16 protein-coding genes and 2 tRNA genes are annotated in these 17,706 nt (G+C 31.7%); 7 read left to right on the forward strand and 11 right to left on the reverse strand.

Annotated features, from left to right (window positions below; all coding sequences use genetic code 11):
• Positions 1-297: 297 nt before the first annotated feature.
• The 5 genes from HMPREF9071_RS05665 to HMPREF9071_RS05690 form a co-directional block, all read right to left on the reverse strand.
• On the reverse strand, positions 298-804 hold the full coding sequence (locus HMPREF9071_RS05665) for a hypothetical protein (RefSeq protein WP_009745636.1): 507 nt from the start codon (positions 802-804) through the stop codon (positions 298-300).
• A 503-nt stretch (positions 805-1,307) separates the two neighbouring features.
• Positions 1,308-1,769 carry a hypothetical protein gene (locus HMPREF9071_RS05675; protein WP_009745638.1) on the reverse strand — a complete coding sequence of 154 codons (462 nt, stop codon included), beginning with the start codon at positions 1,767-1,769 and terminating at the stop codon, positions 1,308-1,310.
• A 226-nt stretch (positions 1,770-1,995) separates the two neighbouring features.
• Entirely contained in the window at positions 1,996-2,712 is a 717-nt protein-coding gene (locus HMPREF9071_RS05680) for an aromatic amino acid transport family protein (protein WP_009745639.1), read from the reverse strand.
• Between the two features lie 54 nt (positions 2,713-2,766).
• Positions 2,767-4,014: a tryptophan permease gene (mtr, locus tag HMPREF9071_RS05685; RefSeq protein WP_040358042.1), complete on the reverse strand. Its 1,248-nt coding sequence runs from the start codon at positions 4,012-4,014 to the stop codon at positions 2,767-2,769.
• A gap of 14 nt (positions 4,015-4,028) precedes the next feature.
• Entirely contained in the window at positions 4,029-4,730 is a 702-nt protein-coding gene (locus tag HMPREF9071_RS05690; RefSeq protein ID WP_009745641.1) for a hypothetical protein, read from the reverse strand.
• An 86-nt stretch (positions 4,731-4,816) separates the two neighbouring features.
• Here HMPREF9071_RS05690 and HMPREF9071_RS05695 point away from each other — a divergent pair, with 86 nt between their 5' ends.
• The 7 genes from HMPREF9071_RS05695 (at position 4,817) to ppk1 (ending at position 12,853) form a co-directional block, all read left to right on the forward strand.
• Positions 4,817-5,311, forward strand: a complete 495-nt coding sequence (locus HMPREF9071_RS05695; protein ID WP_009745642.1) for an LptE family protein — start codon at positions 4,817-4,819, stop codon at positions 5,309-5,311.
• Positions 5,311-6,195 carry a hypothetical protein gene (locus HMPREF9071_RS05700; RefSeq protein ID WP_009745643.1) on the forward strand — a complete coding sequence of 295 codons (885 nt, stop codon included), beginning with the start codon at positions 5,311-5,313 and terminating at the stop codon, positions 6,193-6,195. Before HMPREF9071_RS05695 ends, HMPREF9071_RS05700 begins: the two co-directional genes overlap by 1 nt.
• Positions 6,196-6,206: 11 nt before the next feature.
• The gene (gene secG / locus HMPREF9071_RS05705; RefSeq protein ID WP_009745644.1) at positions 6,207-6,551 is read left to right on the forward strand and encodes a preprotein translocase subunit SecG; all 345 of its coding nucleotides are present in this window, start codon (positions 6,207-6,209) and stop codon (positions 6,549-6,551) included.
• A gap of 332 nt (positions 6,552-6,883) precedes the next feature.
• Entirely contained in the window at positions 6,884-7,753 is an 870-nt protein-coding gene (locus HMPREF9071_RS05710) for a hypothetical protein (protein ID WP_009745645.1), read from the forward strand.
• Between the two features lie 215 nt (positions 7,754-7,968).
• Positions 7,969-8,940 (forward strand): tetratricopeptide repeat protein, encoded by a 972-nt coding sequence (locus tag HMPREF9071_RS05715; protein ID WP_009745646.1) that lies wholly within the window; start codon positions 7,969-7,971, stop codon positions 8,938-8,940.
• 52 nt (positions 8,941-8,992) lie between these two features.
• Positions 8,993-10,822, forward strand: a complete 1,830-nt coding sequence (locus tag HMPREF9071_RS05720; protein ID WP_009745647.1) for a BatD family protein — start codon at positions 8,993-8,995, stop codon at positions 10,820-10,822.
• Positions 10,823-10,831: 9 nt separating this feature from the next.
• Positions 10,832-12,853 (forward strand): polyphosphate kinase 1, encoded by a 2,022-nt coding sequence (gene ppk1 / locus HMPREF9071_RS05725; protein ID WP_009745648.1) that lies wholly within the window; start codon positions 10,832-10,834, stop codon positions 12,851-12,853.
• A gap of 91 nt (positions 12,854-12,944) precedes the next feature.
• Here ppk1 and rpsT read toward each other — a convergent pair whose 3' ends face one another.
• The 6 genes from rpsT to bioD form a co-directional block, all read right to left on the reverse strand.
• Positions 12,945-13,202: a 30S ribosomal protein S20 gene (rpsT, locus tag HMPREF9071_RS05730; protein WP_009745649.1), complete on the reverse strand. Its 258-nt coding sequence runs from the start codon at positions 13,200-13,202 to the stop codon at positions 12,945-12,947.
• Between the two features lie 42 nt (positions 13,203-13,244).
• Positions 13,245-13,316 (reverse strand) — tRNA-Glu (locus HMPREF9071_RS05735).
• A gap of 22 nt (positions 13,317-13,338) precedes the next feature.
• A tRNA-Glu gene (locus HMPREF9071_RS05740) sits at positions 13,339-13,410 on the reverse strand.
• A gap of 156 nt (positions 13,411-13,566) precedes the next feature.
• Complete coding sequence (locus HMPREF9071_RS05745; RefSeq protein ID WP_173301496.1) at positions 13,567-15,201, reverse strand: MBOAT family protein; 1,635 nt, start codon at positions 15,199-15,201, stop codon at positions 13,567-13,569.
• Positions 15,202-15,255: 54 nt separating this feature from the next.
• Positions 15,256-16,749: a LysM peptidoglycan-binding domain-containing protein gene (locus HMPREF9071_RS05750; RefSeq protein ID WP_009745651.1), complete on the reverse strand. Its 1,494-nt coding sequence runs from the start codon at positions 16,747-16,749 to the stop codon at positions 15,256-15,258.
• Positions 16,750-16,987: 238 nt separating this feature from the next.
• Entirely contained in the window at positions 16,988-17,602 is a 615-nt protein-coding gene (gene bioD / locus HMPREF9071_RS05755) for a dethiobiotin synthase (RefSeq protein ID WP_040358043.1), read from the reverse strand.
• Positions 17,603-17,706 lie beyond the last annotated feature (104 nt).

Raw genomic sequence — 17,706 nt, forward strand, 5'->3', positions numbered from 1 at the left:
ATATAGCTATTAAGAATAACAAATGATGAAGAGGTTCCATCATTATTGGCGGAAATCCTTCTGAGATGTCAAACATACGATCGCTATAATCAGAAGGAGACATTCGAATATTCACGTATATTTCCCCGAAAAAGAAAATGTAGCTTATCGTACAGAGTAACCAATTGATAAGGCAAAAGTATAAAAACTTATTCTTTTTGACAAACAAAAAAGTAATCAATAGGCTTATTAAGTAAAGCAACACAGTAGGAGATAATAAGTAAAAATGTTCACATATTCCCATAGTTTATGAGTTATTTAAAATGAATTGTTTTTATTAGTGTGTATAGTTTTTTCTATTATTATTCTTCTATATACATAGAGTAGGGGAAGGGTACATATTATTCCTATCATTATGTTGGTGAGATTAAAAATGCAACTAAAAATAGAAATAACATATTCCTTAGAGCATTTATGAAAAATGATCATTTCCTTAAGTGAGGGTGAATTTGTTATTGAGATTCTCAATAGAATAAGTTCTGAAAGGATATATGAAATAAAAGTACCCAAAAGCCATTTCAGATAAAATATAACATAGAAACTAATTCCCTTCTTTTTATACTCTTTTGATAAAACTAAGGTAATAAGAAAAGTAAAACTTGCAAAAAAAGGAATAATAAGATTCAAAAAAGGTTCCATCTTATAAGAGTCTATTACTTCTTCTTTGTTCGCAAGAGCAAAAGGTATCATTGAGATAATAAAGAATAGAACGCTTAAAATAAAGGATATCTTTAATTTATTAAGGAAAAGAGCTTCTTTTTTCATATCTCATTATTTTTGCTTATCGTTTATATATTTTTTTAGTATTATATAGGAAGAGACAATAATGATACAAAAATAACTAGTAAGAGAAAGTCTAAAATAAAGCAATTCCATAATATAGGTTGCTTTTGTGACCTCTTCGTTTGAGTAAATAGATATAGTTTCATCATTGAGAATTTTATCTCCATAATGACAAATAATATCAACGATGGTAGTTATAAAAATAAGACAACTGTAGAATAGAATGTAAAATGAATAAGTATCTTTCTTTATTTTTCTAAAAAGAATGAGTAATATAAAAAATATGAGCCCTAAATAAAGATAATTGAATTGATAAATTATAAATTGAATAAATACTTCTTGTTTGTTTTTAAATCCTAAACAAGAAACAAGCATCATACATTCAATAAATAGCAAGAATAACAAGCTATAAATTGCATATTTTTTTAGTGATAATAAGAGTGATTTCATAATGATATTTTTTAATAAAGGATTAGTCTTCAAAATTATATTTTATGAGTTGCATATTTTTTTAAGATAAAAAAAGAGGAAACTATATAAACAGAAATGATGCCAGCGTCAAAGAATCTGTTAAAAAATAATTGAATTATTTCTTCTCTGTGTGAGAATAATTCATCCCAAAAATGGTATTCAAAATGTTCATCTCTTCCTATGTAAAATTCTATACATTGGTATATTACAAATAATATAGCGGATAAAAGATGAAAACAAATATAAAACAGCGTATAAAACTTATAGGTATCCTTTTTTTTCTTTTCACATAGCAAAAGCAAAGCAAAGAATACAATTAATGCAATAACATCTGTTCTTTCTAATCGTACTATCTCTTTAAAATTATCCATATTTATATTATAAAATATAGGTATATGGAAAATGAATTTACTAATGATGACAACTAAAATACTATAAATAAAGTATTTTGTCAATTTTAAAAATATTTTTTTCATATCTATTATTCTTATTTATTATTTTGTTTTTTATTTTTATAAATCACTGTCATAAAGTTATGATGGTGTGATAAAAAACATTTTAATAGTTTCTGATAGTAAAATTTTTTATTTATAAAAATTTCAATGCGTCTGACAATAAAATGTATTGAAAAATATTTTGCATACCACTTCTTACTGTAAGAAAATGTTTTTAGCGATTGTGTGATTGAATTTATAATTTATATTATTCTCCTTTGAAAGTAGGTATCCAATTCATCTGAGAAGCTATATAGCAAAATATATTAAGGAAACCAAAAAGTATTACTACATAAATCATCCAATTACCACCGAATATTTTATAATTGCTATTTGGGAACTTCTTTCTGCTGGAACGTGCTAAAAGTGCAGGTATGATAATCATCCAAAAACTTACCGCTCTCTTTGACGAGCTTAGCAAGCCCGTTGTCGTGAGAAAGAAAGCGATGATCATACCTGTGATGAGAATCGTACTCAATCGGCTTACAGCTTTGGTGGAAATACTAACAAATAAAGCTAATGCAAAGCAGAAAAGAAGGGAACTTTCCTTATGGTTGATATCAAGTTGTGGTGCTACCCAATGTAAAAAGTTTTCAGTAATTCCGCCTCCAGAGGTAATATATGCATACGTGAGTATATAGAGAGTGAAAGTTACTGCAAGTCCATTGGCTATATTCCAACCTTTTCCTAAGAGATGAGAGACCATTGTATTGAAATTAGCTCCTTCAGGGAAGTGAAGATTGGCTTCCAAGATCATAAGCCCCGCTACTACCGTATAGAACCATGTGAAGAGTAGCATGACAACCGATCCTACAAACCATATTCCTGACATAGAAGTTGGATTGGCAAGCATCCCTGCCCCAATAGCTGTTCCTGCGATAATCATTGATCCACCCAATAGTGAGGGGAGTTTTTGTTTTTTCATTTATTTAAAATTTAGGGATTATAGAATTTAAGAATTAGGATATTTTAACTTTTTCTAATTACCTGTGAAAACAGGAATTATCCCCATTTGTATACCTATTTGAGCAAATATATTGATAAGTCCAAAGAGAATAATAAAATAGATCATTCCCTTTCCACCATATACCCTATAGGAGGATTTTGGGAACTTCTTACGACTGGCACGTGCTAATAAGGCGGGGACAATAACAGCCCAAAGCGTAGCTGCTAATCCTGCATATCCAATGGCAATGACAAAACCATAGGGAAATTGTAAACTCAGCAATAAGGGGGGAAGAAAGGTAAGCAAAGCTGTCTTAGTTCTCCCCCAAGGAGTATCTGAGAACTTCAGCAAATCAGCTATATAATCAAAGAGTCCTAAAGTAACCCCTAAGAAAGAACTGGCAATAGCCATATAAGCGAAGAAACTCAGAGCGATACCTATATATTGAATGGATATGTATTTATCTAAGACCTCTAAGAGAGTTGCTACATCACCATCTTTGGCGATTACAGGAGCAAATTTTTCTCTTGGTAAATTTCCTTGTACAGCCATTTGCCATAGTATATAGATAAAGAGTGCTAAAAGTGTACCAATAAAGATGGATTGTATCACTCGACGACTATTTCGGTTATAGTATTTGACCAAGCTGGGGACATTTCCGTGAAAGCCGAAAGAAACTAAACATACAGGTAGTGCTGTAAGGAAGTAAGGGAGATGTGCAGGGGCATTTTCATTTTGAGTATCCAATAATGTGCTTCCATTTACCGAAGAGAGTAGTCCGGTCGTTGAAAGGAAGAAAGCGATAATCATACCTCCGATAAGAATAGTACTTAACCTATCTACAGCCTTCGTAGAAAGCCATACGAAAAGGGCTAATACGAGGCAGAAAAGCAAAGAGCCTGTACTTTTAGAGATTTGTATTTCTTTCTGTAGGCTATTGATAGCATTTTCAGTAATACTTCCTCCAGAGGTAATATAAGCATACGTTAAGATATAGAGTACAAAAGCCACGGAAAGTCCGTTGAGAAAATTCCATCGCTTTCCAAGTAAATCGGTAACAATGGTATCAAAACTTGCTCCTGTGGGGTAATGGAGATTGGCTTCCAAGAGCATAAGTCCGGAAGTGGTCATACAGAACCAAGTATAAAAAAGGATAATTACTGAGCCTACAAACCATATTCCGGCAGTGGAGGTAGGATTGGCAAGCATCCCAGCTCCAATAGCAGTACCGGCAATAATCATAGCCCCACCTAATAGTGAGGGAAGTTTTTTTTGTGTCATTTCAGTCTGATTTATTATAACCAATATAATAGAAGTCCTTGTAGGAGTGCATTGATAAGCAGTCCCCAAATAACCCAATATCCACGACGTTCTTCCTCTACACTGTTTTGCATATAGAGTTGTACTTTTTCATATAGGGCATCACTTTTCCTCTGGTGAGAATTAAGCGTGGGAGTGGCATATATATCTGCTACAAAGCCTACCATAGGAGTAAAGGATAATACAAAGAGTAGTGGTTTTTGGAAAACTTTAGGGATTTCAGGTAGAAAGTGTTGAAAAGTATCATTGATCTGTTTTTTACTGATAATTTTTTCAGTAGTACTTTCTGCTTTTTGAAAAACACCTTCAAATATTCTGTGAATATAAGATTGGAATTGATTAAAAAGATAAGAAGCATATTCTATCTTGAGCAAATCAAATACCTTTTTGAAGGCAATAAATACAAATAAAGTGCCTATTCCTACAATGAGAAGTAAAAAAAATAGTTTTTTATATGTAAAAGAACCATTAAAAAGTAGATATATTCCTGCAAAAAAGAAAATGAGATTTAATGTTGTAAAGAATAATATATTTTTTACAGATTTTACTCCAGAGTTAATTCCTAATAGGCTCATTTCCTTAAATATTTTTAAGGGGTTAGAAGTGTTTTGTAATCGCTTAAGTTCAGGTGTGAGTTCAATATCAGAAGTATTATTTTCTATTTTACTGTTGGACATGCTTATCAGGAATAATTTCTGAGTGCAAAGATATAAAAAATTTTTTTTATTTAAAATTTAGTTGTAATTTTGCCGAAAAATTTCTTTTGAAAAGAATTATTGTAATTCTCTGTTTATTTTTTTATTTTTCTTCTTGTGGGATCTATAATTTCACAGGAGGGAGTACGGGTAGTGCAAAGACTTTCCAGGTGAATTTTTTTCAGAATAGAGCACCTTTGATTGAACCAGGGATGGATAGAGATTTTACGTTTTATTTACAAGATCTAATAAATAATCAAACGAATCTGTCTCTGACCAATAGTAATGGAGATTTGGTATATGAAGGGGAGATTATTAACTTTACTATTGCACCTATGGCAGCCAATGCAGAACAGAGAGCTGCCCAAAACAGATTAACGGTGACTATTAATGTACGTTTTACAAATAATAAGGAGTCCGATAAAGACTTTGAGAAGTCGTTCTCTCATTACTATGATTTTCCTGCCAACACGCAGCTTAGCGCAGTGAAAAGTAGTGCTTTTGAGGCTATTTTTGAGAGAATAGGTCAGGATATTTTTAATGCCTCTTTGGCAAATTGGTAATGAAAGCAACAGAATTATCATATATACTTAAACATCCTAACCAAATTACACTCTCGCAGGTGTATGAACTGGAGAATATTATACATGAGTATCCTTATTTTCAGGTAGTAAAGGCAATTTATTTAAAAATATTATATGCTCAAGAGAGCTATCGATATAATAAAGAGTTGAAGATTACGGCTGCTCATATAGGGAATAGGACATTGTTATTTGATTTTATCACCTCTTCTTCTTTCAAGGAGAAGAAAGATTTTTTCAAAAAAAGTAATATGCCTAAGGCTTATGCGGATGAGGTTATTCCATCAGAATTTACCACTTATGTAAGTGAGGATGTGTTTGAGAAAAAGGAATTTTATCCAATTCCTCCGCCGCAGGACAAGGATAGGTTTAAGAATGATATAGAAGGAGAATATATACCTACCTCCGAGCAAACACGAGCACAGGAAGAAGCACTCCATTTAGGAAAGCCTATTGATTTTCAGAGGACAGATAAGCATTCTTTTGCTAAATGGTTAGAGGTTACACGATATAAACCTATTGATAGGAAAGCCACTAAGACAGCTTCTATAGAATTACCTTTTGTGGATAAGAATGTATTTGAAGAAGGGGATGCGAGAGCTAAAAAATTTGATTTAATAGATAAATTCCTAGAGAGTAATCCGAAAATAGAAGTAAGTAAAGATTACGAGCCTACAATAGAAATTGTGGAGAAGAAAGATATCGGACGACAATTCATGACAGAGACTTTGGCTAAAGTATATCTGGAACAAGGAAAATATGCGGAAGCTATTCAAGCCTATCAGATATTAATGCTAAAGAATCCAGCTAAGAGTACATATTTTGCTGATCAAATAGCAATTATTAGAAAATTACAGAATAAATAAATTATAGAATTATGCTAACATTTAACATCGTTTTGGGGGTTATCTTATTGGTATCCTTTTTATTAGTACTTGTTATTATGGTACAACAACCTAAAAGTGGAGGACTCTCTTCTTCTTTTGGTGGGAATGCACAAGTGATAGGTGGGGTAAAAAAGACAGGAGATTTCTTAAATACAAGTACGTGGACATTAGGAGTAGCTCTAATTGTTCTTTCGCTTATTAGTAATTTAATTCTTAGTGGTAACCATCAATCACAAGGTTCAAGTATTTTTGATGATGTGAAAGCACCAGTACCTACTCAACAACAAGTTCCTACTACTCCAGTGCAACAACAAAATGATACACAGAAGAAATAAATGTTAATTTGGATATAAATATAATTAAAGATTTCTTTAATTGTGAATATATTATTTTCTTAAATAGTCTGTTCAGTTATGATTGATTAAAGAAAATAATATATAAATTTAGTAGTTTTTATTAGTTAAAAAAGATTTCTCTTTTAGAAAAATTTCTTATCAAAGGGTATTCTGTTAATATTAATGATAATTAAAGAATTTATTTATTTTCATAAATAAATCATAAATAAAATATTTGATGGAATATTCATAACTTTTCTAAAATATTTTTAATGAACGAATAAAAATTATATATTTTTGCAAAGAAATTAATACCATTAAACGAAGACAAAATGAAAGTAAAAATTTTTCTATTACTTATAATAGGTGGATTACAGTGTGTATTTGCACAAACGACATCTTTGCGACAAAGTCAAAATCACTTAAAAGATATGAATCTTTATGGAAAAGTAAAGACTTTTAAAATCACACCCTATAAGTTGGTAGATTATTTTGGTAAAATAACTAAAGGAAATAAGCAAGATTTTTGGAAAGGAGATGTAGTTATTGTTTTTGATGAACAAGGATATAAAAAGGAAAATAATACTTACAATAAGGTAGGACAACTTAGTCAAAAAGTCATCTATAGATATGATGAGAAAGGTAAACGTACTTCTCGAGATCTCTATAATTCTTATGGAAAGTTGCAGATGAAATTCCTTTATGTATATGACAATAAAGGATTTAAGACAGCATATAATAGCTATAGCCCTACAGGAGAACTCAATGATTCCTATCTTTACAAAAATGATGCAAAAGGACGTATGCTTGATGAAACTTGGATTAAGAAAGATAAATCTTTTGGTTCTAAGTATACCTATGACTATGATGCTAAAACAGGAAAGTTAGCTAAAATGTGCCAATATACTAGCTCTGAAACTCAGGTAGATAATTGTACCACTTATAAGTATGATAAGTTGGGGCGTATCTCCGAGATAGAAATTTATAATAGCAATAATATCCCTACCCGAAAAAGTGTTATTACTTATGATGATAAGGGAAATGAAAAAGAAATAAAATATTATGATGGAAAAGGAGTGTTTTTGGAAGAACGATATTATGAATATAAATTTGATGATAATGGGAACTGGATTGAACGTATAGAATATATCAACCAATTTCCTAAGAGTTTTTTAGAGAGAGAGATTACTTATTATCCATAAAAGTATAAATTATTTTACTTGATATAATATTTGAATTTTAAGGGAGGCTGTCCGAAGAGGGTAGCCTCTTTTGCATAAAATAATAGAAAATAAAAAATTATTTAATAATATGTGTAGTATATATCTACTCAAATTCTTAAAATAAAGACAAAAAAGAATTTTTGTAAGAATAATGTTGTACTTTTGTGCCAAAGAACTAAATATTTATTTTTGATATGAAAAAAGCACACTTACAGATATTTATATTTTTACCTCTACTTGTATTTGCTCAAAAAAATGCTTCTGAAGAGTTCTCAAAAGAAGAATTAAAGAAAATTCGAAAAGCAGAAATACAATCACAAGAATATGCTTATGATGCCTACAAGGCACATAAGGCGCATAAAGTGCTACAATCAGAGGTAGATTACCGAAAGTCAATTTCCAAAGATAAAAATAATGCATTAGCACAATATAACATGGGAGATGTGCTTTTTTCTCAAGAAGCATATAAGGAAGCGGCTAATTATTATAGAGAAGTCTCTGTGAATAAAAAAGCAAATAAAGAAGAAAAGCACAAGGCTTTTCATAATTTAGGAAATCTTGCTATGAAGGATAAGAGGTATGAAGATGCTGTACAATACTATAAGGAAGCTTTGCGTAATGATTCTACAGATGATGAGACTCGATATAATTTTGCTCTTGCTAAAGAAATGTTGAAAAAGCAGCAAAACCAAAATAAGGACAACAAGGATAATAAGGATCAAAATAAAGATAATAAGGATCAAAATAAAGATAATAAGGATCAAAATAAAGATAATAAGGATCAAAATAAAGATAATAAGGATCAAAATAAAGATAATAAGGATCAAAATAAAGATAATAAGGATCAAAATAAAGATAATAAGAATCAAAATAAGGATAATAAGGATCAAAATAAAGATAATAAGAACCAAGATAAGGACGATAAAAATCAAGGAAGTCCAGAACAGGATAAGAATAATTCACAAGATAATCCAAAAAATGAGGATACTCCTCAGGATAATAGGCAACCACAATCTAATAATGGTAAACAAGAAGGAGAACTTTCTTCAGAACAAATAAATCGTATTCTTAATGCTATAAATAATGAAGAGAAAAAAACACAAGAAAAACTTAATGCTAAGAAGATAAAAGGAACTCCTATTCGTACAAATAAAAAAGATTGGTAAGTAATTGGATAATTATCTGACCGATCTTTATGTCATTTAGAATTAGTTATTTATGCGTAATTTCTTATTTTATATATTATTTTTTTCAACTACGGTATTTTTTGCGCAGGAAGTCTCATTTAAGGCAGAACCTTCTCGTAAATCATTAGGAGAAAATGAACGTCTTCGCATAGATTTTACAATGAATAAAGAAGGGGATAATTTTGTAGCTCCTTCTTTTGAAAATTTTGAGGTTACAGGACCTACACAATCGATATCCAATTCTTGGATAAATGGGGTTCGTAGTTTTTCAAAGACTTATACATATATGCTTCTTCCTAAAAAGAAAGGAAGACTTACTATAGGAGCGGCATCTGTGATTATTGATGGCAAGGAATACAAGACAAAGCCTATTACTATAGAGGTAACTAATGCCGTAGCTAATCCTCGTAATGCACAAACAACGCCTCCTACTTCTCCTTTTGGTAATAATCCTTTTGGTAATTTCCCTTTTGGATTTGATCCCTTTGGAACAGAAGATACGCAGCCAGCAGAAGTGATAGAACCTACTTCTGAACAACTTTTTATGACAGCAGAAGTCTCAAAAAGACAAGTTTATGTTAATGAGCCAATTACTATTACTTATAAATTATATATAGCTTCTCAGTTTGGTATAGCAGGATTTGAAAATATAGAGGAGCCACGTTATGCAAACTTTTGGAATCAACAACTTTTAGATAAATTGCAAGTAACTGAAGTTGTACGTAATGGAAAGCATTATCGCTGTGTGACGCTAAAACAAGTATTATTATATCCTCAGCAAGCAGGAGAGCAAACAATAGATCCTCTCTCTATTTCATTCGTACTACAACTTCCTTCCAATCAGGTAGATTTTTTTGGGAATCGTTCCTATGTAACTCGTAGTAGGACTCTTCAAACAGTTTCTACAAAAATAAATGTTCTCCCTTTACCAGAAGAAGGAAAGCCTGCTAACTTTTCAGGAGCTGTAGGAAAATTTTCTTTATCAATAAATTTTCCTACTCAAAAAATGAATGCTAAAGAAACTTCTATAGGAGAGGTTATTATATCAGGGAAGGGAAATTTCAGGCTTTTTGATATGCCTAAATTGGCTTTTCCTCCTGCCTTAGAAGTATATGAACCAAAAGAAATAGAACATTTAAATAATTCCTTATCAGGAATGAGTGGGGATATAACTCATAGTTATACAATTGTACCTCAGTACAAAGGAAAATTCCCCATACCTCCATTGAGTTTTACCTTTTTTAATCCTGATACACAAAAATATGAAACAGTTACGGCTGATGGCTTTACTATTGAAGTACTCAATGGAGAAGAATACAAAGCTCAGGAGGAGGGAAGTATGTATGGTCAAATACAGCAAGGACAGTTCCAACCTTTGATGACGAATACAAAATTACTTCCCATAGCTAAACACATTTTCTTTGGTTCTATATCATTCTATTTACTTTGGCTTTTACCTTTACTTTTGATACCATTGGCAATTTTGTTTAGCTATATTTATCATAAGCGGAATATGGATTCTCAAGAGAATAGAATTCGTAAGACTAATCGTTTGGCTAAGAAATATCTTTCCGCAGCAAAAAGAAATCTACATGATAAAGATGCCTTCTATGAAGCACTGGAAAGGGGATTGCATACTTATCTTAAGGCTAAGTTACATATAGAAACAACAGAGCTTAGTAAGGATAAAATTCAGGATCTATTAATGGATAGAGAGGTAGATGATAAGATAGTAGAAGATTTCTTACAATTACTATCTAATTGTGAAAAAGCAAGGTATTCACCTTATACACAAGCAGATATAAATAATGATTATGAGCAAGCAGTAAGTATTATTGCCTTATTAGACAAACAATTATAAAGATATAAAATGAAACGGAAAAGAAATTCTTTTATGCTTAACAGAGATCTTAGTTGGCTTTCTTTTAATGAACGTGTATTGCAGGAAGCAGCCGACCATAGGAATCCTTTGATAGAACGTTTGCGGTTTGTGGGAATTTTTTCTAACAATTTAGATGAATTCTTTAGAGTACGTTATGCCGTTATTAAGCATAATGAAAGAAGTATTCTTTTAGAGCAGATTAATAATCAAGTAAATATACTTCAACAAAAGAGTCTTGATATTCTTGAATCCATTACTCAAGAGTTGAAAAAAGAAAATATTTATATAATTAATGAGAAGGAAATCTTACCTGAGCATATTGATTATGTGAGAGATTATTTTATTAATACAATCAGTCCTGCTCTCTTTACTATTATTCTTAATGAGGTAGAGGCTATTCCTACCCTTAAGGATGATGTAGCTTACTTGGCGGTTCGCATGTTGCTTCCTTCAGAAGGTATGGATAAACTTAAGAAACAATATGCTCTTATAGAACTTCCTAAAACATTAGAACGCTTCATTGTATTGCCTTCTATTAATGAATGTACTTATATCATATTGCTAGATGATGTTATACGATTTTGTTTAACTACTCATTTCTATATTTTCCCTTGTAAGGATATTTCTGCTTATATGATCAAGATTACACGTAATGCAGAGTTAGATTTGGATACCGACCTTAATAAGAGTTTTGTTGAAAAAATTTCTAATAGTGTAGAGGGACGTAAAAGGGCAGAACCTGTACGCTTTATCTATGATAAGCTTATAGATAATAACATGCTACAGTTCTTAAAAGAAAGGATGGGAATACAGCCTACAGATAGTGTTATTGCAGGAGGACGTTATCATAATCGCCGTGATTATATGAACTTTCCTGATTGCGGTCATAAAGATCTTTTATATCTTCCTTTCACAGCTTGTCCTATTAAAAATTTTAGAGTGGAAAAAAGTCTTTTATCTCAAATAGCTGAGCGGGATTATTTGCAAAATACACCTTATCATAGTTTTTCATACCTTATTCGCTTTTTAAGAGAAGCTGCCCTTGATCCCAAAGTGAAATCAATTAAGATTACTATTTATCGATTAGCAAAACAATCACAAGTAATTAGTTCCTTGATTAATGCTGTGAAGAATGGGAAACAAGTAACAGTTCAAATAGAACTTCAAGCAAGATTTGATGAAACAGCTAATATACAATATGCTGAATTACTACAGAGAGAAGGTGTACAGATAATATTTGGAATACGGGGGTTAAAAGTACATAGTAAAATAGGAGTAATAGAAAGAGAAGAAAATGGAGAGATTTATCGTTATGGTTTTATTAGTACAGGAAATTTTAATGAAACTTCAGCAAAGATATATACGGATTATACTCTTTTCACTGCTAATCAAGAAATATTAGCAGATGTAAATCGGGTATTTGAGTTTTTTGACACTCCTTTTCAAGTATTTCAATATAAGCATTTATTAGTTTCTCCACATTATACAAAGAATTCTTTCTTGAATCTTATAGATCAAGAGATTAGATTAGCTAAAGAAGGAAAGGAAGCTTTTTTGAAGTTGAAAATGAATGGAATTACTAGTTTTGAGATGATAGAAAAGCTTTATGAAGCCAGTCAGGCTGGGGTGAAAATACAAATGATTGTTCGTGGAGTATGTTGTTTACTTCCTAAGGTAAAGGGATTAAGTGAAAATATAGAAGTAATTAGTATTGTTGATAGATTTTTAGAACACTCTCGACTATATATTTTTGGAAATAATGGACAACCTATTTATTATATTTCTTCAGCAGATTGGATGTCTCGGAACCTTAATAATAGGGTAGAGGTCTCTTGTCCTATTTATCAGAAAAATATTCAAAAGCAATTATGGGATACTTTTCACTTGGCATGGGAGGAGAGTGTCAAAGCGCGTATTATTGATAAGGAACAGAATAATACTTATCGCTCACGCTGTAAGAATGAAAAATCTTCACAGGAAAAAATATACTCTTATTATAAGGGGATTTGAGAATATACTAAAGCATTAAAGAGGCTTCTGTGAGAGCCTCTTTAAATAGTAGTAATTTTAAATATTTCACTATGAGCAAATGATTCCTATCTTAAGCTACTAATGAATTCACATGCTTCATTAGGCTACTTTTAAGATTACCCGCTTTATTTTTGTGGATAATATTTCTTTTTGCCAATTTATCAATCATAGAAACTACAGTAGGTAACAATTCTCTTGCAACAGCTACATCAGTAGTAGTACGCAAGCGTTTAATAGCGTTACGAGTTGTTTTATGTTGATAACGATTTCTAAGGCGTGCAGCCTCATTTCTTCTGATTCTCTTAATTGCTGACTTATGATTTGCCATTTCTTATCTTAATTAAAAAGTGGTATTTAGTAAAAAATAGAGTAGTCCGTAGGGGAATCGAACCCCTGTTACAAGGATGAAAACCTTGCGTCCTAACCCCTAGACGAACGGACCTGCAAATGAAAACATAATTAAGTAGTCCGTAGGGGAATCGAACCCCTGTTACAAGGATGAAAACCTTGCGTCCTAACCCCTAGACGAACGGACCATTGAACCTTTAAAATATTGCTCAATTGCGAGTGCAAAAGTACAATAAATTTTTTAATCTGCAATAGGTTTGCACAAAAATATATATTTTTTTTATGTGAAAAAATACAATTGTATGATTACAAATATTTTACAAGTAAAAACAATTTTTGTTTTCCTAGAATTGGAAGTAGATAAAGGGCTGAGGACCCGCAGATGCAGTAGCAAATACTATCCAAAAGACAAAAGCAAGAATGAGAGCCTTAAAAAGTAAAGGGGATTTTTGAAAAGTTTTTCGCATAAAAAGATTCCATTTTTCAGGAAAAAAATGCCATACAAAACCTATAACTAATAGTATGAATATATTCTGATATCCTTCAATAATTGTTAGCCATTGTTGAGGAACAAAAGTAAGATGCTTGATATTTTCAATGATAGTCATGGCAATAGAAAAATCCTTCGCACGGAAGAATATCCAACAGAAAGCAACAAAATGGAAGGTAATAATGATAGATATAATGGAGAATAATCGTTTGATTACGGTTTTCTTTTCAGATTCTTTTTCAGGAAAGATTTCTTTAAAAGATTTATGAAAAGATAATGCTAATCCATGCAAAGCACCCCATATAATAAAGCGTAAATTGGCTCCATGCCAGAGCCCTCCTAAGAGCATAGTGGTTAACTGATTAAAATGACTTCTTAAGGATTTTGCCTTATCTGGAGAAAGTAAAATGGAAAGTTCAAAAAGAATGATGATTCCTAAGACAGCTAATAAAGGAATAAGACTTTCTTCCCCATGAAGAAAAGCCCAATAAATTGTAGCTATGAAAAATAAGGAGGAGAAAAAATATCCCCAAAAGGAACCCTTGCGATTTCCTCCTAAAGGAATGTATAAGTAGTCCTTAAGCCATGTGGAAAGTGAAATATGCCAACGACGCCAGAATTCAGTAATATTCTTTGACTGATAAGGGGTACGGAAATTCACAGGAAGGGTGAATCCCATCAGAAGAGCCAGTCCAATTGCCATGTCCGAGTACCCAGAAAAATCACAATAAATCTGTAAAGAATACCCATATACAGCCATTAAATTCTCAAAGGATGTATAACTATTAGGAGCATCAAATATCCTATCAACAAAGTTGATGGATATATAATCCGAGATAATGGCTTTCTTGAGAAGCCCTCCAATAATGAGGAATAAAGCAAGAGAAGTCTCTTCCTTAGTGAGAGTTATTTTTTTATAAATTTGAGGAATAAAATCCTTAGCTCTCACAATAGGACCAGCTACCAATTGAGGAAAAAAACTTACAAAGAAAGTAAAATCTAAGAGAGATTTAGCGGGTTCTATTTCTTTCCTATATACATCTATAGTGTAGCTCATAGTTTGAAAAGTATAGAAGGAGATACCTATAGGCAGAACTATATCCTTGAAGGCAAAGCTACCATGAAAAAGATTATTAAAGCTATCTATAAGAAAATTAGTGTATTTGAAGTACCCTAATATACCAAGATTCACAACAGAGCTAAGTATTAAAAAGAATCTTTGTGTTCCCTTATGATTACTTTTATGTATTTGTCCTGCGAAAAAGTAATTCAATAGGGAAGAAATGAGTAATAATATAAAGTAATTCCCTCCAGCCTTATAATAGAAGAAAAGAGAAAATAGTACTACATACACTGTGCGGAAGTGAGTATGCTTTTTGGTAAGGATATATACTAGGTAAAAGACCAAAAACATCCCCAAAAATAGACTGCTATTAAATAGCAAAGGATGATTTTTATCATAAATAAACCAATTTTTAATATGCTCCATGGAGCAATTCTCAAGTACCCAAAGGTACAAATCTTCTATCTTCAAAGGAATAGGTTATTTTTGCTGATTTTTATATTTTAAGTAGTTACTCATAAGGGCATCAAAAAGCATTCCTCCTTGTTCTATATATCCTTCATGAGTATAGTGTACACGGTCATTAGCGATTAGATTTTGAGCAATAAGCTGAGACATAGCTTGACTTCCTCCAAGTAAGTTATAGAGATCAAATACTCCATAGTTTACTTTTACAGAATTATCAATTAGAATATTAGTATATTGCTCACATAAGGGATTAGGTAATTTCTTTTTAAATAAGGAAGGAGGAGGTGAGGTTAGTAAAATAGGACAATCACCATAATGGGAACGAATTTGCTCAATAAAAATCTCCACCTGCTTATCGTAATTCTCAGCAGAGAGTTTTCCAAAAGTCTCATTAGTACCTAAGGAAACAATGATTAAATCAGGATGTAAAGCTTGTATTTGTTCAAAGAACAGATTACATCTGTTATAATCAGAGAAGCGAGCGCCATTCACTCCAATAGTATGATAGATAACTCCATTTTGATCATTCTCTAGAATAATGCCATTAAGAGCAAATGTATTGTTCTCTGTATTAGGAGTTAAATATATTTTATTAAGCCCTTCTAAATTATTATATGTATATCCATAAGAGGATTCACTATTGGAGAGAATATCAAAACTGTCTAAGTTTACGGGTTGAGAGGTAGGATAGTTACTCACTATTTTCTCTTCAGTAGGAATTTTCAATATAGCTCCTTCACGGATAGTTGTCCCTTTTAGGTGGTTGAGAGATTGTATTTTACTCTCTGTAGTTTTATATTTTCTAGATAAAGCATAGAGCGTTTCTCCCTTTTGTACTTTATGAGAGAGTGTTTTGTGGGTTATTTGTGTAGGGGGTGTTTTTATAGGCTTTATAGAAATACCTGTTCTACTGGTAGCCAAATCAAACAAATGTTTATTATTTGGGGTAAGTATTCTTAAAGTATTGAAGGAATAATCCTTGTTTTTTAAATTAAGTTCTATAACAAAGTTTTTATTATTAGTAAGCAAAGAATACCCTGTAATTCCTATAGCATCAGTATCTGTTTTACTAGTATTCTTTTGGCTATCCCAAGTGATATTTGAGGAGAAGCGGACATTGTGTTCTCCATTAGTGCGCATCAGTGAATAAGGGAAAACAATCCCCAAACCACCATTCCCAAATTGAGACTGGAAGCGTTGGCGTACTTGATTGGTCATTGCATCGCCTTGAATATGTGAATCTCCAATATGGACAATATTTAGCTTTCTATCCTTGCGTATATCTAAGGCATTTAATTTCTCAAAGAAAGGTTCTAGTGCTTTTGGGTTGTATATATTCTCATATTCTTTAGGAGCTTCCTCTTCCTTAGCATCAATGTTCTTCTCATTAGGAGTATTCATAGAAGAATCTATAGAGAAATGGCTCATTTTAGAATGCAATAACATGGTAGTAACCAATGCCATTGTAAGACCAATAGCTCTTAAAAGTTTTGTTTTTCTTTTCATTATTTTAGTGTTGTTGTTGTAGTCAAAGATTATTCTACTCGCAAAAATTGTGCAAATATATGATTTTTATACTTTATTTAACTATGTAATGTTCTTTTTAAGATTTAGTTTGTATTTCTCACTATTGATAAATACAGAGTCTAATTATTTTTTAATCAAAGAGATAGTGTTACACTTATTTAGCTTAAAAATAGTTACTAACAATAATCTTTCTATTGTTTATAACATCTTCATTCTTTTAAAGTTCAGGTTTGAATAATTGGGCATATTTTTTTATAGTTTCTTTATCAAAATTAGGTTCTTCCTCTATTCTTCCCAAGATAGGTGTATTTGCATAGGAGGCTATCCATGATTCAGTAGAAGGATTCTCATTTCCACTGAAAATAATTCCATATACAGAGAGTCCTCTGCTTTTTAAAGCTTCTAAAGAGAGAAGAGTATGGTTAATACTTCCTAAATAGTGGCGAGAGACTAGGATTACTCTATCGGAAGGCTTAATCAAGTCCATCATAATATTATGGTCATTAAGAGGAACAAAAAGTCCTCCCGCTGCTTCTATTACTAAAGAATGAGAAGTTGTGGGGCGAATAATGTTTTCCATTTTAATGGTAACTCCTTCCATTTGTGCTGAGAGATGTGGGCTAGCAGGGTACTCAAATTCATAGCTGGAAGGGAAAAAATGTGTTTGTGAGTTGGAAATTAAGGACTGTACTTTCATAGTATCGGATGCATGTTTATCACCCGATTGTATAGGTTTCCAATAATCTGCCTCAAGGGCTTCCACTACTATGGCTGAAGTGATAGTTTTTCCTACTTCAGTAGAGATACCTGTGATAAAATAAGTGTGATTCATTTTTGTATTTTTGAAACAACTCTTCCAGTCTGCAAAATTACAAAAATATCTTTTTAAGGCCACCAAATAAGTTGAAAAAATTATCTTTCCACCCGTGTAAAATT

The sequence above is a fragment of the Capnocytophaga sp. oral taxon 338 str. F0234 genome (assembly GCF_000192225.1).
Lineage (GTDB): Bacteria > Bacteroidota > Bacteroidia > Flavobacteriales > Flavobacteriaceae > Capnocytophaga.

Coding starts and splice junctions, on each gene's coding strand:
- ppk1 (WP_009745648.1), top strand. CDS start 10,832: ATGAAACGGAAAAGAAATTCTTTTATGCTTAACAGAGATCTTAGTTGG.
- HMPREF9071_RS05680 (WP_009745639.1), bottom strand. CDS start 2,712: ATGAAAAAACAAAAACTCCCCTCACTATTGGGTGGATCAATGATTATC.
- HMPREF9071_RS05750 (WP_009745651.1), bottom strand. CDS start 16,749: ATGAAAAGAAAAACAAAACTTTTAAGAGCTATTGGTCTTACAATGGCA.
- HMPREF9071_RS05720 (WP_009745647.1), top strand. CDS start 8,993: ATGCGTAATTTCTTATTTTATATATTATTTTTTTCAACTACGGTATTT.
- HMPREF9071_RS05700 (WP_009745643.1), top strand. CDS start 5,311: ATGAAAGCAACAGAATTATCATATATACTTAAACATCCTAACCAAATT.
- HMPREF9071_RS05675 (WP_009745638.1), bottom strand. CDS start 1,769: ATGAAAAAAATATTTTTAAAATTGACAAAATACTTTATTTATAGTATT.
- secG (WP_009745644.1), top strand. CDS start 6,207: ATGCTAACATTTAACATCGTTTTGGGGGTTATCTTATTGGTATCCTTT.
- bioD (WP_040358043.1), bottom strand. CDS start 17,602: ATGAATCACACTTATTTTATCACAGGTATCTCTACTGAAGTAGGAAAA.
- HMPREF9071_RS05690 (WP_009745641.1), bottom strand. CDS start 4,730: ATGTCCAACAGTAAAATAGAAAATAATACTTCTGATATTGAACTCACA.
- HMPREF9071_RS05710 (WP_009745645.1), top strand. CDS start 6,884: ATGAAAGTAAAAATTTTTCTATTACTTATAATAGGTGGATTACAGTGT.
- HMPREF9071_RS05745 (WP_173301496.1), bottom strand. CDS start 15,201: ATGGAGCATATTAAAAATTGGTTTATTTATGATAAAAATCATCCTTTG.
- HMPREF9071_RS05665 (WP_009745636.1), bottom strand. CDS start 804: ATGAAAAAAGAAGCTCTTTTCCTTAATAAATTAAAGATATCCTTTATT.
- mtr (WP_040358042.1), bottom strand. CDS start 4,014: ATGACACAAAAAAAACTTCCCTCACTATTAGGTGGGGCTATGATTATT.
- HMPREF9071_RS05715 (WP_009745646.1), top strand. CDS start 7,969: ATGAAAAAAGCACACTTACAGATATTTATATTTTTACCTCTACTTGTA.
- rpsT (WP_009745649.1), bottom strand. CDS start 13,202: ATGGCAAATCATAAGTCAGCAATTAAGAGAATCAGAAGAAATGAGGCT.